The 13,832-nt window shown below is 68.5% G+C and carries 10 protein-coding genes; 7 read left to right on the top strand and 3 right to left on the bottom strand.

Going from position 1 to position 13,832, the window contains the following annotated elements; genetic code table 11:
* The first annotated feature begins 85 nt into the window (after positions 1–85).
* From M2352_RS19920 to M2352_RS19905, 4 genes are all read left to right on the top strand, one after another.
* Positions 86–1,102, top strand: coding sequence for an ABC transporter substrate-binding protein (locus M2352_RS19920; protein WP_406567294.1), 1,017 nt, complete (start codon positions 86–88; stop codon positions 1,100–1,102).
* A 154-nt stretch (positions 1,103–1,256) separates the two neighbouring features.
* On the top strand, positions 1,257–2,504 hold the full coding sequence (locus tag M2352_RS19915) for an ABC transporter permease (RefSeq protein ID WP_264666246.1): 1,248 nt from the start codon (positions 1,257–1,259) through the stop codon (positions 2,502–2,504).
* Complete coding sequence (locus M2352_RS19910) at positions 2,501–3,328, top strand: ABC transporter permease (RefSeq protein ID WP_264666245.1); 828 nt, start codon at positions 2,501–2,503, stop codon at positions 3,326–3,328. The genes M2352_RS19915 and M2352_RS19910 overlap by 4 nt, the downstream gene beginning before the upstream one ends.
* Before the next feature lie 180 nt (positions 3,329–3,508).
* The gene (locus M2352_RS19905) at positions 3,509–5,647 is read left to right on the top strand and encodes a putative bifunctional diguanylate cyclase/phosphodiesterase (protein ID WP_264666244.1); all 2,139 of its coding nucleotides are present in this window, start codon (positions 3,509–3,511) and stop codon (positions 5,645–5,647) included.
* A 69-nt stretch (positions 5,648–5,716) separates the two neighbouring features.
* Here the strand turns inward: M2352_RS19905 and M2352_RS19900 are convergent, their stop codons facing one another.
* Both M2352_RS19900 and M2352_RS19895 read right to left on the bottom strand, forming a co-directional pair.
* The gene (locus tag M2352_RS19900) at positions 5,717–6,343 is read right to left on the bottom strand and encodes a LabA-like NYN domain-containing protein (protein WP_264666243.1); all 627 of its coding nucleotides are present in this window, start codon (positions 6,341–6,343) and stop codon (positions 5,717–5,719) included.
* A 115-nt stretch (positions 6,344–6,458) separates the two neighbouring features.
* Entirely contained in the window at positions 6,459–7,424 is a 966-nt protein-coding gene (locus M2352_RS19895) for an aldose 1-epimerase (RefSeq protein ID WP_264666242.1), read from the bottom strand.
* Between the two features lie 279 nt (positions 7,425–7,703).
* Between M2352_RS19895 and M2352_RS19890 the strand changes: the two genes are divergently transcribed.
* Positions 7,704–10,403, top strand: coding sequence for a serine/threonine protein kinase (locus M2352_RS19890; protein ID WP_264666241.1), 2,700 nt, complete (start codon positions 7,704–7,706; stop codon positions 10,401–10,403).
* Between the two features lie 39 nt (positions 10,404–10,442).
* On the opposite strand, the gene M2352_RS19885 is transcribed toward M2352_RS19890, so the two are convergent.
* Positions 10,443–10,973 (bottom strand): group III truncated hemoglobin, encoded by a 531-nt coding sequence (locus M2352_RS19885; RefSeq protein WP_264666240.1) that lies wholly within the window; start codon positions 10,971–10,973, stop codon positions 10,443–10,445.
* A gap of 185 nt (positions 10,974–11,158) precedes the next feature.
* Here M2352_RS19885 and M2352_RS19880 point away from each other — a divergent pair, with 185 nt between their 5' ends.
* Positions 11,159–12,427, top strand: a complete 1,269-nt coding sequence (locus M2352_RS19880) for an MFS transporter (RefSeq protein ID WP_264666239.1) — start codon at positions 11,159–11,161, stop codon at positions 12,425–12,427.
* A gap of 38 nt (positions 12,428–12,465) precedes the next feature.
* Positions 12,466–13,809, top strand: a complete 1,344-nt coding sequence (locus M2352_RS19875) for an AmpG family muropeptide MFS transporter (protein ID WP_264666238.1) — start codon at positions 12,466–12,468, stop codon at positions 13,807–13,809.
* The last annotated feature ends 23 nt before the right edge of the window (positions 13,810–13,832 follow it).

The raw sequence follows: 13,832 nt of genomic DNA, 5'->3' as shown, positions 1-13,832 counted from the left end.
CCGCACGTCTTCACTTCATAAAACAACCTCAACGGACATAAGGGGTTCAGGGACAATGAGCATCATGGGCAAGGCAGCGGGTTTTATGGCCACCCTGACCGCGGTGGCGGCCCTGTCGGCGGCGGCGAATGCGCGTGACCTGACGGTGGTGTCGTGGGGCGGCGCGTACCAGGACGTGCAGAAGCAGGTCTATTTCGAGCCGTTCAAGGCCACCGGCACCGCCATGAACGACGAATCGTGGGACGGCGGCATCGGCGTCCTGCGCGCCAAGGTCCAGGGCGGCAACGCCACCTGGGACGTGGTGCAGGTGGAAAGCGAGGAGCTGGCGCTGGGCTGTGAAGAGGGGCTGTTCCAGCCGCTCGACTTCGCCAAGATCGGCGGCGAGGCGCAGTACCTGCCGGCCACCGTCAATTCCTGCGGCGTCGGCGCCATCGTGTACGACTTCGTGCTCGGCTACGACAAGGACAAGCTGAAGAGCGCGCCCAAGGGCTGGGCCGATTTCTTCGACACCAAGACCTATCCGGGCAAGCGCGGCCTGCGCCAGGGCCCGAAGACTACGCTGGAAATCGCCCTGATGGCCGACGGCGTGGCGCCCAAGGACGTCTATAAGGAACTGGGCACCGACGCCGGTGTGGAACGCGCCTTCAAGAAGCTGGACAGCATCAAGAACGACATCGTGTGGTGGAAGGCCGGCGCCCAGCCGCCCCAGCTGCTGGCGTCGGGCGAAGTGGCGATGACCTCGGTCTACAACGGCCGCATCGACGCCGCCAACAAGAAGGAAAAGAAGAACTTCGGCATGGTGTGGAACGGCGCGCTGTTCACCATCGACAGCTGGGTCATCCTGAAGGGCAGCCCCAACACCGAAGCCTCCTACAAGTTCCTGAACTACGTCGGCAAGCCGGAGATCCAGGCCAAGCTGTCGGAAAACATCGCCTACGGCACCTCGGCCAAGGACGCGCCCAAGCATGTGAAGCCGGACGTCCTGGCCGACCTGCCGACGGCGGAGGCCAACATGGCCAACGCGATCGAGATCAACACCGCCTTCTGGCTGGAAAACCTCGACCGCCTGACCGAACGCTTCAACAAGTGGGCGGCCAAGTAAGGGTGTGATGCTACCCCCCTCCTCTTCGGGGGGAGAGGGGGCGCGCCGATGAGCGCTGGGGAAGGGGCGGGGCGTTTCAGCGCCGGACCGGCCCTCCCCCCGGCCTCTCCCCATGGGGGAGAGGGGAATTGCCGACTTTGAAAGGGAGGCCGTCATGGTCGCCGTTGTCGCCGCAGGCGACATTCCGTTGAAGCGCCGGCTTCGCCGGGCCGAGCGGGCGCGCCAGTTCCGCGCGTTGGCGCTGGTGCTGCCGCTGCTGGCCTTCCTGCTGTTCACCTTCCTCATCCCCATCGGCGGGATGCTGTGGCGCAGTGTGGAAGATCCCGAGGTGGGGCAGGCCATGCCCCGCACCGTCGCAGCATTGTCCGGCTGGGACGGCAAGGACGTGCCGGGCGAACCGGCTTTCGCAGCCCTGGCCGCCGACCTGCGGCAGAGCTATCAGGACCGCTCCATCGCCGGGGTGGCCAAGCGTCTCAACTACGTCTCCAACGGGCTGCGCACCACGGTGATGGGCACGGCGCGCCGGATCCACGACCTGCCGGCCCCCGGCACGGCGCGCGAGACGCTGATCGCCATGGACCCGGCGTGGGGCGAGCGCATCACCTGGACCGCCATCAAGGGGGCGTCGGGGCCGGTCTCCGACTTCTACCTGCTGGGGGCGCTCGACCTGAAGCGCAACATGGAAGGCTCGATCGTCCGTGCGCCGGAGGAACAGGCCATCTATGTGGACGTGTTCGGGCGCACCTTCGGCATCGGCCTCGGCGTCACGGCGCTGTGCTTGATCCTGGGCTTTCCGGTGGCGTACCTGCTGGCCAGCCTGCCGGCGGGGCAGTCGAACCTGCTGATGATCTTCGTGCTGCTGCCGTTCTGGACCTCGCTTCTGGTGCGCACCTGCGCCTGGATCGTGCTGTTGCAGGGCGAGGGGCTGATCAACGACCTGCTGCGCTGGGTCGGGCTGATCGACGCGCCGCTGCGGCTGATCTACAACCGGGTCGGCGTGTTCATCGCCATGACCCACGTGCTGCTGCCGTTCATGATCCTGCCGCTCTACAGCGTGATGCGGTCGATCTCCCCGGCCTATATGCGGGCGGCCACGTCGCTGGGGGCGCCGCCGGCGGTGGCCTTCGTGCGGATCTACCTGCCCCAGACGCTGCCGGGCATGGGAGCGGGGTGCCTGTTGGTGTTCATCCTGGCCATCGGCTACTACATCACGCCAGCCCTGGTGGGCGGGGCCGCCGACCAGATGATCAGCTATTTCATCGCGTTCTACACCACGGATACGGTCAACTGGGGCCTGGCCTCGGCCCTGGGGGCGGTGCTGCTGGTGGCGACGCTGCTGCTGGCGATGGTCTACGGCAAGCTGGTCCACGGCCAGCAGAACACGGGAGGACTGAAGAATTGAGCGACTCTCACGCCCCCCGCACCGCCAGCCAGCGCATCGGCTGGACCGCCACCGTCGTCGGCGCCGGACTGGTGTTCTTCTTCCTGATGGCGCCGATCCTGGCCATCGTGCCGCTGTCGTTCAGCTCGTCCACCTATCTGACCTACCCGCTGCCGGGGCTGTCGCTGCGGTGGTACGAGGATTTCCTGGCCTCCCCCAAATGGATGCTGGCGCTGAAGAACAGCATGATCATCGGGGTGTCGGCCACGTTTCTGTCCATGACGCTCGGCACGCTGGCCGCCCTGGGGCTGGCCCAGTGGAAAAGCACGTTCAAGCCGCTGGTGCTGGCGGTGGTGCTGTCGCCCATGGTGGTGCCGGTGGTGATCGCCGCGGTCGGCCTGTATTTCTTCTTTGCGCCTTTGGGGCTGACGGGGAACTACGCCGGACTGATCCTGGCCCACACCGCACTCGCCACTCCGTTCGTGGTCATCACGGTCAGCGCCACGCTGCAAAGCTTCGACATGAATCTGGCCCGTGCGGCGGCGTCGCTGGGGGCTCCGCCGCTCCTGGTGTTCCGCAAGGTCATCCTGCCGCTGATCCTGCCGGGCATGGCGTCGGGGGCGCTGTTCGCCTTCGCCACGTCCTTCGACGAGGTGGTGATCGTGCTGTTCATGGCCGGGCCGGAGCAGCGCACCCTGCCGCGCGAGATGTTCAGCGGCATCCGCGAGAACATCAGCCCGACCATCACCGCGGTGGCCGTGATCCTGACCCTGCTGTCGGTGTTCCTGCTGTCCACCCTGGAATGGCTGCGCCGCCGGTCGGAACGGTTGCAGGGCAAGGGCTGAAAACGGGACCGGGCGGGGGATCCATCCCCGCCCGGTCACCCCCGATCCGTTCCGCGGCCTTAAACCATGTTGTTGGCGGGGGCTTCACACATCGTTTACCATTCCTCACCTATGGTGCCCCGTTCCCGCAAATGAGCTATGCTGTTTTGGGTCGAAGCCGAGTGCGCCGGTGAGGAAGATGTGAGCAGTCCGACCGAACCCAGCCCGATGGCCGAAGCGGCTGGAGCCGATGGTGTCTGGGAGGTGGACCCTGGTGCCTTCACGCTGCGGGCGTCCCCCGGCTTCTGCCGCCTGATCCCCCCGTCCCGTGCGGGCGGGGCGGTGACGCTGGCCGACTGGCTGGCGCGGCTGCATCCCGATGACCGCCCGGCCCTGGCCTCGGCCCTGGCGCCGGCGACCGACGGCGCCGTCTGCGGCTTTTCCCTCGATTTCCGCGTGGCCGATCCGGCCAGTTCCCTTGCCGGCGGGTCCGGCGGGGCGGGCGGGGAAGGGGAGGACGGCGGGGCCGGGCCGTGGCTGTGGCTGCGCGCTCTGGGCATGCCATGGGCGGGCGGGCGGCTGGCCGGCACCCTGTCGGACATCACCGCCCAGCGCATGGCGGAGGAGCGCGCGTCCCTGGCGTTGCGCGGCAGCGGCGACGGGGTGTGGGACTGGGACCTGGGCGCCGGCACCGTCCATTATTCCCCGGAATGGAAGCGCATCGCCACCCGCTGTTCCGACACGGCCCTGGATGGCACCATCCACGCCTGGTTCGCCCGCGTGGTGGCCGCCGACCGCGCCGGGCTGGAAGGCGCCATCGACATGCATCTGAGCGGCGAGCGCCCGGTGCTGCGCCACGAATTCCGCATGGTCGATTCGTCCGGGCAGGAGCATTGGGTGCTGGTGCGCGGGAAGGCCATGCGTGATGTCACCGGCCGTGCCGTGCGGCTGACCGGCACCGTGACCGACATCACCCCGCGGAAAAAGGCCGAGCAGCAGCTTCTGTTCGACGCCTTCCACGACACCATGACCGGTCTTGCCAACCGCACGCTGCTGCTGGACCGGGTGGGGCAGGCGCTGAACCGCGACCGCCGCACCGCCAGCCGCCCGTTCGCGGTGCTGGTGATCGACCTGGACCGCTTCAAGACCGTCAACGAGACCCACGGCTCGGCCATCGGCGACCGGGTGCTGCGGGTGATCGCCAAGCGGCTGGAAGAGGCGCGGCGCATGGGCGATACCCTGGCGCGGGTGTCGGCGGATGAATTCGCCATGCTGCTGAACGACATCGACGACGTGGGCGACGCCATCACCGCCGCCGAGCGGCTGGCCCGGTCCATCGCCCAGCCCATCGACCTGTTCGACCACGACATCCAGATCACCGCCTCCATCGGCATCGCCCACAGCGTCACCGGCTATGAGCGGGCCGAGGATCTGATGCGCGATGCCAGTCTGGCGGTGTTCCGCGCCAAACAGCAGGGGCGCAACCGCGTCGATGTGTTCGACAGCAACCTGCGCCGTCAGGCCATGTCGGCCATGCGGCTGGAAACCGAACTGCGCGCGGCCCTGGAGCAGGACCAGCTCTGCCTGTTCTATCAGCCCATCGTGTCTCTGGCCCACAACCGCATCGACGGGTTCGAGGCGCTGATCCGCTGGCGCCACCCCGAACGCGGGCTGGTGCCGCCCGGCGAGTTCATCCCGCTGGCCGAGGAAACCGGGCTGATCGTGCCCATCGGGCGCTGGGCGCTGCGCGAGGCGGTCCGCCAGATCGTCCAGTGGCAGGCGCGGTTTCCCCGGCCCGTGCCGCTGTTCATGAGCGTCAACGTCTCCCCCCGCCAGATCCACGACGACGATCTCGCCGGGCTGGTGGCCGAGGTGCTGGCGGGCAGCGGCATCCCGCCGTCGTCGCTGAAGCTGGAGATCACCGAAAGTCTGCTGATGCAGGATCCGGCCAAAAGCCGCGACGTGATGCAGCGGATCCGCGATATGGACGTGCGCCTGTCCATCGACGATTTCGGCACCGGCTATTCGTCCTTGAGTTACCTGCACACCTTTCCCGCCGACACGCTGAAGATCGACCGGGCCTTCGTCTCGGCCATCAGCACGGGCGAGAGCAGTGCGGCCATCGTCCAGGTCATTTCGACCCTGGCGGCGATCTTGCGCATGGATGTGGTGGCCGAGGGGATCGAGACGGAGACCGAGGCGGAATTCCTGCGCGACATCATGTGCAAGTTCGGTCAGGGCTATCTGTTCCACCGCCCCGCCCCGGCGGAGGTGGTGGAGGCGCTGCTGACCGACGCCACCGAGGATGCATCGGACGGCGCGATTCTCGGGCTTGGCTGAGGGCACAAAAAAGGGAAGCCGCAGCTTCCCCCTTTTTGTGCCGTCAGACCGGGAAGAACACCCGCAGTCTTAGAGATCGTCGAAATCGTGGGCGCTGCCGTGCAGCGAACCGGCGGACGGCTGCTGCGGGGCCGGGGCCTGTTGGGGCTGGTCACGGTAGTGGTGGACACGCGCGATGCTGCCGGCCAGATCCTGCAGTTCGATGAAGTTGTCGGCCTGCCGGCGCAGTTCGTCGGCGACCATCGGCGGCTGGGATTTCACCGTGCTGATGACGCTGACCCGCACGCCCTTGCGCTGCACCGCCTCCACCAGCCGGCGGAAATCGCCGTCGCCGGAAAACAGCAGGATATGGTCCACGTGCTCGGCCATCTCCATCACGTCGATGGCCAGCTCGATGTCCATGTTGCCTTTGATCTTGCGCCGGCCCGAGGCGTCCGTGAACTCCTTGGTCGGCTTGGTCACCATGGTGTAGCCGTTGTAGTCCAGCCAGTCCACCAGGGGACGGATGGGGGAGTACTCCTGATCCTCAACCAAGGCCGTGTAATAAAATGCCCGAACAAGGCGGGCTTCGTTTGCGAATCCGTCCCTCAAGCGCTTGTAATCGATATCAAACCCCAAAGACCGTGCCGCAGCGTAAAGATTGGCGCCGTCGATGAACAGAGCGATGCGTTCTTCCTTGTAAAAAAGTCGGCTCACATCCTTAGGCAGAACATTAGAACGGTCCAAAGCCGTAATCCTTTCAGGTAGCAATATAGCAAATTTTAGAGAGCTCGGAGAACCGCGTCCCAGGCTCAAAGTAGGGGGGCGCGGTTCAACAAACAAGGGGCATGTTGGGATTGATACGGAATGTGACGCAACCAGACAGGCGTTTTCCGGGAGGAAGAACACATATTCCTGTATCGGGTTCTTTAATGCGATTCAAAGCATTGGTCATATGACTGACGGGTTCAACGCAGACGTAATGCTCACCGTGGGGAGCATAGATCAATAAGTGACTGAACAGAGGGTCCGCCTCAACCGAGAGCGACATTCCCCAGGGAATCGGCCCGTCTTCCGTGCCCGGCGGGCGGTCTGGCCACGATAGGGTGGCGCCGCCGGCCCAGCCGAAGAACCCATGATCGATATTCACCCCGTCCAGGCACAACCCCCGACGGGTGTCCCATTGCGCGGGCACGGCGCTGCGCCGTTCGGGCAGGCGGGTGGGGCCGTTGGTCCACATGCCGTCGGTGCGGGCGGTCAGCACCGTTCCCGGTGGACGCGGAAAATAGGGATGCAGGCCGAGCCCGGCGGGCATCGGCTCATCCCCTTCGTTGGTGATGGCGATGGTGATGCTCAGCCCGTCGCCGGTCAGGTGAAAGACCTGCTCGGCCCGGTACGGCCAGGGCCACGCCCCGGCGGGGTGGCGGTAGCTGAGGTGCAGGCTGTCGCCGCTCCGCCCGTCCACGGCCCAGGCCGCTTCCCAGCCGTGGCCGTGGATGGCGTGCGGCCGGTTCCAGCGGTCCACCGGCAGGGCCACGTCGCGCCCGCCGAACCGGAACCGCCCCTGATCGACACGGTTGGAAAAGGGCACCAGGGGAAAGCACGACAGGTCGAACGACGGTCCGGCGGCCACCGCCCCCGGACGGCCACGGCGCATCAGGTCCACCGGCCCGCGGCTGGTTTCCGTCACCCACCCGGCCAGGGCCCCGCCCGCCGCGGGTGCGACGGCGCAGGCGGACGGGCCGTGGCGCAGGATGATGACGCCACCGGGAAAGCTCAGAGCACCGGAAGGATCCATCGGGTCGGCGGCTCATGCGGATGAGGGTGCCAATGACGGCGCGGACGCGGTTGCGCTCACCCCCTGGCACCGCGGACGGGAGGCGGGTGGGATATGGCACAGCGCACAAAGGAAGAAAACCGATTTTCATCCCCCCGGCCATCAGGCTTATATACCTTGGATTTACCAAGACGCGGCATTCTGCCGATCGTGAGTCGCCCATGGAACGTGCCGGCGTGGCGTTTTCCCGTGCGACGCAGCAATGGTGGTGGCATGGACCCCCGAGCGGTGCCGGCCCGGATGGCTGGGACAACGACGACCACGGCCCTGGGCACGGTCGAGGATGCGGAGATGTGCGAAACCCTGGCCGATTACCAGGGTTTGCGTGCGCGCATCGTCATCGGCAACGTGCTGCGCGCCTATCTGGACGCGCAGGTGCTGCTGCCCAGCGAGGTGATGTACGTCAACCGCCATCTGAAGGCGCTGACCGACCAGGGGCCGCTGGCCAACAACGCCATCACCCGCATTGCCGCCGCCCAGGCCCGCCAGCCGGGCCAGCAGCAGCGCGCCCGCGTCCAGGCCATGCAGGCGGCGTTCAACGAGGTCCAGGCCAAGGCGCGGGTGGCCCAGCTTGCCTTCGCCGACCTGCCCAAGAACCGCGGGCCCATCGATGCGGTGCTGGCCGCCCCGGCGCGGGGCATCACCGGCGATTCCGATTACGACCTGCGGGTGGCGCTGTGCCTGCAATTGTCGGACGAGCGCACGTGGTCGGCCAAGGGCGAGCGGCTGATCGTGTGGATGCAGGAGATGCGCGACGAGCGGCTGGCCGGTCCGCTCGACGGGCTGATGGCCGATTTCCTGTGCTCCGGCCCGGTGCTCAACGACCTGTTCGGGGTCAATTCCACGCCTGCCACCCAGGTGATGGGGCTGTGCGACATGGTGCTGAGCCGCACGTCCACCGGCGGGCAGGGGCTGGTGGCGGTGCTGAACGGGTTCTTCCGCCAGGGCCGGCTGCCCCAGGCGCGCGAAGCGGTGCTGGACCGCATGCGCCGGATGCTGCGGGTGCCCCAGCCCATGGGCCGCACCCCCCAGGACGAGGCGGAGATGGTGCGGGCGCTGTGCGCCGTGCTGCTGAGCGCCAACGGCGTCGTCGGCGGCACCGGCATGGCCGAGGCGCTGACCCAGCGCTACGCCCGGCGGATGGAGCACGGCGGGGCCGCCGCCTTCCGCCACGCGCTGGCGGGCATCGCCGAGACGCTGCGTGACCTGTTCGCGCGCATCCATTACTTGGCCGCGGTGTCCCACGCCCCCATGGCCGACCGGCACCGGCGGGAAATCGCCGACGCGCTGGAAGCGGCCCTGGGCAACGAGCTGCTGATCGAGGCGCTGATCACCCAGAGCCAGGATCCCGACGCCCTGCGCACCGCGTTCGACGGGGCGGTGGCGGTTCTGCGCGGGGCCAATCTGCCCACCGACCTGCGCGAGCGCATGGCGCGCCGGCTGGCCGGTCTGGTGGACGATTACGCCAGCCAGGGCCGGCTGTTCGCCATTTTGCGCGGGTCGGAAAGCGTGCTGCGCCGCCGGGTGATCCGGCTGGCCGAACTGGCGGTGTCGGGGCTGGTGCGGGAAGACGGCGGGTTGCCGGTCCTGCGTCAGCACATTCTGGAGATCGTCAAGCAGCCGCAGTTCCAGGACGATCTGGCCAGCGTGCCCAACACCGACCTGGGCCAGGCGGAGGTGCGCCGTCTTTACGGTCTGCTCGACCGGCTGCGGCAGACCGGGCGCGGGTCCGGGGCCGGGGCCGCCCGTCCGGCAGCGGCGCCCGCGTCCCCGTCCGCCCCAGTTCCCACTCCCGTCCCGGCCCAGAATCCGGCCCCGGTACTGACCGGTGCCGGGGTGGAAAGCGCGGCGGTGTCCTCCGTGGCGGTGTCCTCCGTGGCGCTGGCCGAGGCGGAAACCGTGGTGGCGCCCCTGGCCGCGGGTGCGGGCCGTCTTCCCCTGGCCGCACCGCCGCCCGGCGACCGCTGCCCCTATTGCTTCACCCCCCGTCCGGCGGGGGATCTTTGCACGGCCTGCCAGTTTCCCCGCACCAACACCAACCGCGAGGGGCTGCACCTGCCCCCCGGCACCGACCTGTTCGGGCGCTACCGCACCGGGCGGCTCTTGGGGCAGGGCGGTTTCGGCATGACCTATCTGGGCTGGGACGAGCGGCTGCAGGTCAAGGTCGCCATCAAGGAATACTACCCCGGCAATCTGGTGTGCCGGGTCGCCAACGGCATCGACGTGGTGCCCTATTCCGACGAGCACGGGCGCAGCTTCGACGCCGGGCGGGTGAAGTTCCTGGAAGAGGCGCGGACCCTGGCCCGCCTGCGCGAGGTGCCGGCCATCGTCGATGTGCAGGACTTCTTCGAAGCCAACGGCACCGCCTATATCGTGATGGAGCTGCTGGAGGGGCGGACGCTGAAGCGCTACGTCGCCGAACAGAACGGGCGGCTCGACGTGCGGCGGACGCTGGCGGTGCTGACCCCCATCATGCGCGCGCTGCAATCGGTGCACGATCAGGGGATGATCCACCGCGACATCAGCCCCGACAACATCTTCATCACCGTCAAGGGCGACCGCAAGCTGCTGGATTTCGGTGCCGCCCGCCAGGCCGCGGCCCGTCAGGCGGCGGGGGAGGGCGGCGGGCTGACCGTGATGCTGAAGCCCGGTTACGCCCCGCCCGAACAATACACCCCCGACGGGCGCCAGGGGCCGTGGACCGACGTCTATGCCCTGTGCGCCACCGCCTATTGCACCCTGACCGGCAAGGCGCCGCCCGACGCCACCAGCCGGTTCATGGACGACCGGGTGCCCAGCTTCGCCGCCATGGGGGCGTCCGTGCCGGTGGCGGTGGAAAAGGTCATCATGAACGGCATTTCCATGCGCTGGCAGGACCGGCCCCAGAGCATGCTGGAACTGATGAAGAGCCTGACCGCTGCGCTGAACACCGGGGGGTGATGCACCGGGCCGCGGGTCCGGTGCATCACCCGCGTGCGGTCACCCGGCGGCGGGCGGCAGCCGTTCGCCCCGGCGCAGCATGTGGCCGCGGGCCCCGGCGATGCCCAGTTCCAGGCTTTCGGCGATGCTGCGGGCGCGCAGCAGGAACAGCTCCGCCGCTTCCGGCGGGCAGACGTCGGCCACGGTGGCTTCGAACAGCGCCAGCCAGCGGTCGAAGTGGCGGGCGTCCACCGGCAGGGGCAGGTGCGCGCGCATGGGCTGGCCCTGGTAGTCCCCCGTCTTCAGCGTGACCGACGCCCAGAACGCCCGCATCCGTTCCAGGTGCGGTTCCCAATCGCCGATCAACGCGTCGAAGATCGGTCCCAGCTCGGCATCGGCCCGCACCCGGCCATAGAAGGTATCGACCACGCGGGCGATCATCGCCGCGTCGATTCCCGTCCGTTCCTGGATGCGGCGGGTGGCTTCGGCCCGGCGCTCGGGGCCGGAAGGGCCGCCGTGTCCGTCGTCATGGGCCAAAGCGCCGTTATCGTCGGCGACACGGACGGGGATGGCGGTGGGGCTGGCGTTCATCGGAAGAACCTTGTTCGGAAAGACCGGAATGATTGTGCAAGTCAAGCGGCGTGGCGGTATGGGTGGTGCCCGTGAATTGCGGGATGCCGGGGGGTTTCCCCTCGGGCATCACTAAACAGTTCTGTCACACTGTCCTTTTGTCCACCCCCCTATCCTTGACCGCCGTCAAGAAAGCGATCCGCCCGATGACGTCCACCCCCGCCGCGCCGTCCGCACCGTCCGATTCTCCCGCCGCCGCCGGAGGCTTCGGATCGGCGTTCCGGCATCCGTCGTTCCGTTTCTTCTGGGGGGCCCGCATCTGCGCGTGGCTTGCCATGCAGATGCAGGTGGTGGCGGTGGGCTGGCAGGTCTATGCCATCACCGGCGATGCGCTGCATCTGGGGCTGGTCGGGCTGTTCCAGTTCCTGCCCACCCTGGCCCTGGCGCTGGTGGCGGGCCAGGTGGTGGACATGGTGGACCGCAAGCGCATCCTGGCGGTCGTGGTGGCGCTGGAGACGCTGGCCATCGGATCGCTGTGCCTGATGACGGTGACCGGCACCATCAGCCCGATGAAGATCTTTGCCATCGTCGCGGTGATCGGCACCGCCAAGGCGTTCGAGGGGCCGGCGATGCAGGCCATCCTGTCGGCCCTGGTCCCACCCGAAGACCTGTCGAACGCCATCGCCTGGAATTCCTCGGCCATGCAGACGGCCATGGTGGCGGGGCCGGCGGTGGGCGGCGTGCTCTACATCGCCGGGCCGGCGGTGGTCTATGGGGTCAGCACGGTGCTGCTGTGCTGTGCCGTGGCGTTCGTGCTGCTGCTGCGCCCGCGGCGGGTGGAACTGGCGCCCCGCGCGGTCAGCCTGTCGTCGCTTCTGGCCGGCATCACCTTCATCCGCAGCCGCAAGGCCATTCTGGGCGCCATCTCGCTGGACATGATGGCGGTGCTGCTGGGCGGGGCCACGGCGCTGCTGCCGGTGTTCGCCCGTGACGTGCTGATGGTGGGGCCGTGGGGGCTGGGCCTGCTGCGCGCCGCTCCGGCGGTGGGGGCGCTGGCCATGGCGGTGGTTCTGGCCCGCACGGGCGTGGAGCGCAACGCCGGGGGCTGGATGCTGACGGCGGTGGCCGGGTTCGGGGTGGCGACCGTGGTGTTCGGGCTGTCGTCCAACGTGGTGGTGTCGTTCGGCGCGCTGATCGCGCTGGGTGCGTGCGACCAGATCAGCGTGCTGGTGCGCCAGACTCTGATCCAGCTTTCCACGCCCGACGACATGCGCGGGCGGGTGGGGGCGGTATCATCCCTGTTCATCGGCGCGTCGAACCAGCTGGGCGAGTTCGAATCCGGCGCTGCCGCCGCGTTTCTCGGGGCCGTGCCGGCGGTGGTGGTGGGCGGCGTCGGGGCGGTGATGCTGGCCGGTGCGTGGGCGTGGCTGTTCCCCGAACTGCGCCGCCTGGACCGGCTGTCGCAGGTGCGGTAGTCCTGTTGCCCTGACGAGGACGAGAAGGAACGGTGGTGATGGCATCCTCCTGGGGCCGGGCGCTGGCGCTCTACCGCGACCCGCGGGTCGTGGCGATTCTGTTCCTGGGTTTTTCCGAAGGGCTGCCGCTGGCGCTGACCGGCAGCACCCTGTCGGTCTGGTTGCGGGAGGAGGGGATCAGCCGTACGGCCATCGGGCTGTTCGCCCTGGTCACCATGCCCTATGCGCTGAAATTCCTGTGGGCGCCGCTGATCGATCGTCTGCGGCTGCCGGTGCTGACCCGCGTGTTCGGGCGGCGGCGCGGCTGGGCGCTGGCGACCCAGGCGGCGCTGATGCTGGCCCTGCTGGCGCTGGGCTTCAGCAACCCGGCCACCGACGTGGCCACCATGGCGGTGTGCGCGGTGATCGTCGCCTTCTGCTCGGCCAGCCAGGACATCGTGATCGACGCCTACCGCGTCGAGCTGCTGGAGGACGAGAAGCAGGCGGCGGGGGCGGCGACGCTGGTTCTGGGCTACCGTTTCGGCATGCTGGCGGCGGGGGCGGGCGCCCTGTTCATCGCCGCCGCCGAAGGCTGGCTGGTGGCCTATGCCTGCATGGCGGCCCTGGTTGGGGTTGGGATGGTCACCATCCTTCTGGCCCCGGAGCCCAAGCCCGTCACATCCGCCGCCGCCGCGGTCCGCGAACGCCACGCGGCGGAGTGGCTGGCCGCCCGCCCGCACCTGTCGCCGCGGCAGGCGGCGGTTCTGGCGTGGCTGCACGGGGCGGTGGTGGCGCCGTTCGCCCAGTTCATGACCCGGCGGGCGTGGGCGGCGGTGCTGCTGTTCATCGCCTGCTACAAGCTGGGCGACGTGCTGGCCGGGGTGATGGCCGCGCCCTTCTATGTGGACCTGGGCTTCACCAAGGACGAGATCGCCGCGGTGACCAAGGTGTTCGGCCTGTGGGCCACCATTGCCGGCGGCCTGATCGGCGGGGTGGTGGTGGGCCGGCTGGGGGTGATGCGCGGGCTGCTGGTGGGCGGGTTTTTGCAGATGGTGTCCAACCTGGGCTATCTGTTCCTGGCCTGGGCCGGGCACGACACGGGCGCGCTGGCCGTGACGGTGGCGGTGGAGAACCTGTGCGGCGGCATCGCCACCGCGGCGTTCGTCGCCTATCTGTCGGGTCTGTGCGATGCCGCCTACACCGCCACGCAATACGCGTTGCTGTCCAGCTTCTACAAGCTGGGCGGGGATCTGTTCGGGGCCAACAGCGGCTGGCTGGCCGACCGGCTGGGCTGGCACGACTTCTTTTTGCTGTCCACCGCCGGGGCTGTGCCGGGGCTTCTGGTGCTGATGTGGCTGATGTCGAGAGGCGTTGCCTCTCGACGCTCTCCGGCAGGGGCCTGACGGCCCCTGCGCCCCATGGAGGG

Source organism: Azospirillum fermentarium (assembly GCF_025961205.1).
Classification (GTDB): domain Bacteria; phylum Pseudomonadota; class Alphaproteobacteria; order Azospirillales; family Azospirillaceae; genus Azospirillum; species Azospirillum fermentarium.
Note: the sequence above shows the minus strand (reverse complement) of the source record. Positions and strands in the feature narration are given on the sequence as shown.

What these genes read in the sequence shown, in the direction of transcription:
- M2352_RS19920 (WP_406567294.1), top strand. Translation starts at nt 86, where the DNA reads ATGGCCACCCTGACCGCGGTGGCGGCCCTGTCGGCGGCGGCGAATGCG.
- M2352_RS19915 (WP_264666246.1), top strand. Translation starts at nt 1,257, where the DNA reads ATGGTCGCCGTTGTCGCCGCAGGCGACATTCCGTTGAAGCGCCGGCTT.
- M2352_RS19895 (WP_264666242.1), bottom strand. Translation starts at nt 7,424, where the DNA reads ATGGATCCTTCCGGTGCTCTGAGCTTTCCCGGTGGCGTCATCATCCTG.
- M2352_RS19890 (WP_264666241.1), top strand. Translation starts at nt 7,704, where the DNA reads ATGGCTGGGACAACGACGACCACGGCCCTGGGCACGGTCGAGGATGCG.
- M2352_RS19885 (WP_264666240.1), bottom strand. Translation starts at nt 10,973, where the DNA reads ATGAACGCCAGCCCCACCGCCATCCCCGTCCGTGTCGCCGACGATAAC.
- M2352_RS19880 (WP_264666239.1), top strand. Translation starts at nt 11,159, where the DNA reads ATGACGTCCACCCCCGCCGCGCCGTCCGCACCGTCCGATTCTCCCGCC.
- M2352_RS19875 (WP_264666238.1), top strand. Translation starts at nt 12,466, where the DNA reads ATGGCATCCTCCTGGGGCCGGGCGCTGGCGCTCTACCGCGACCCGCGG.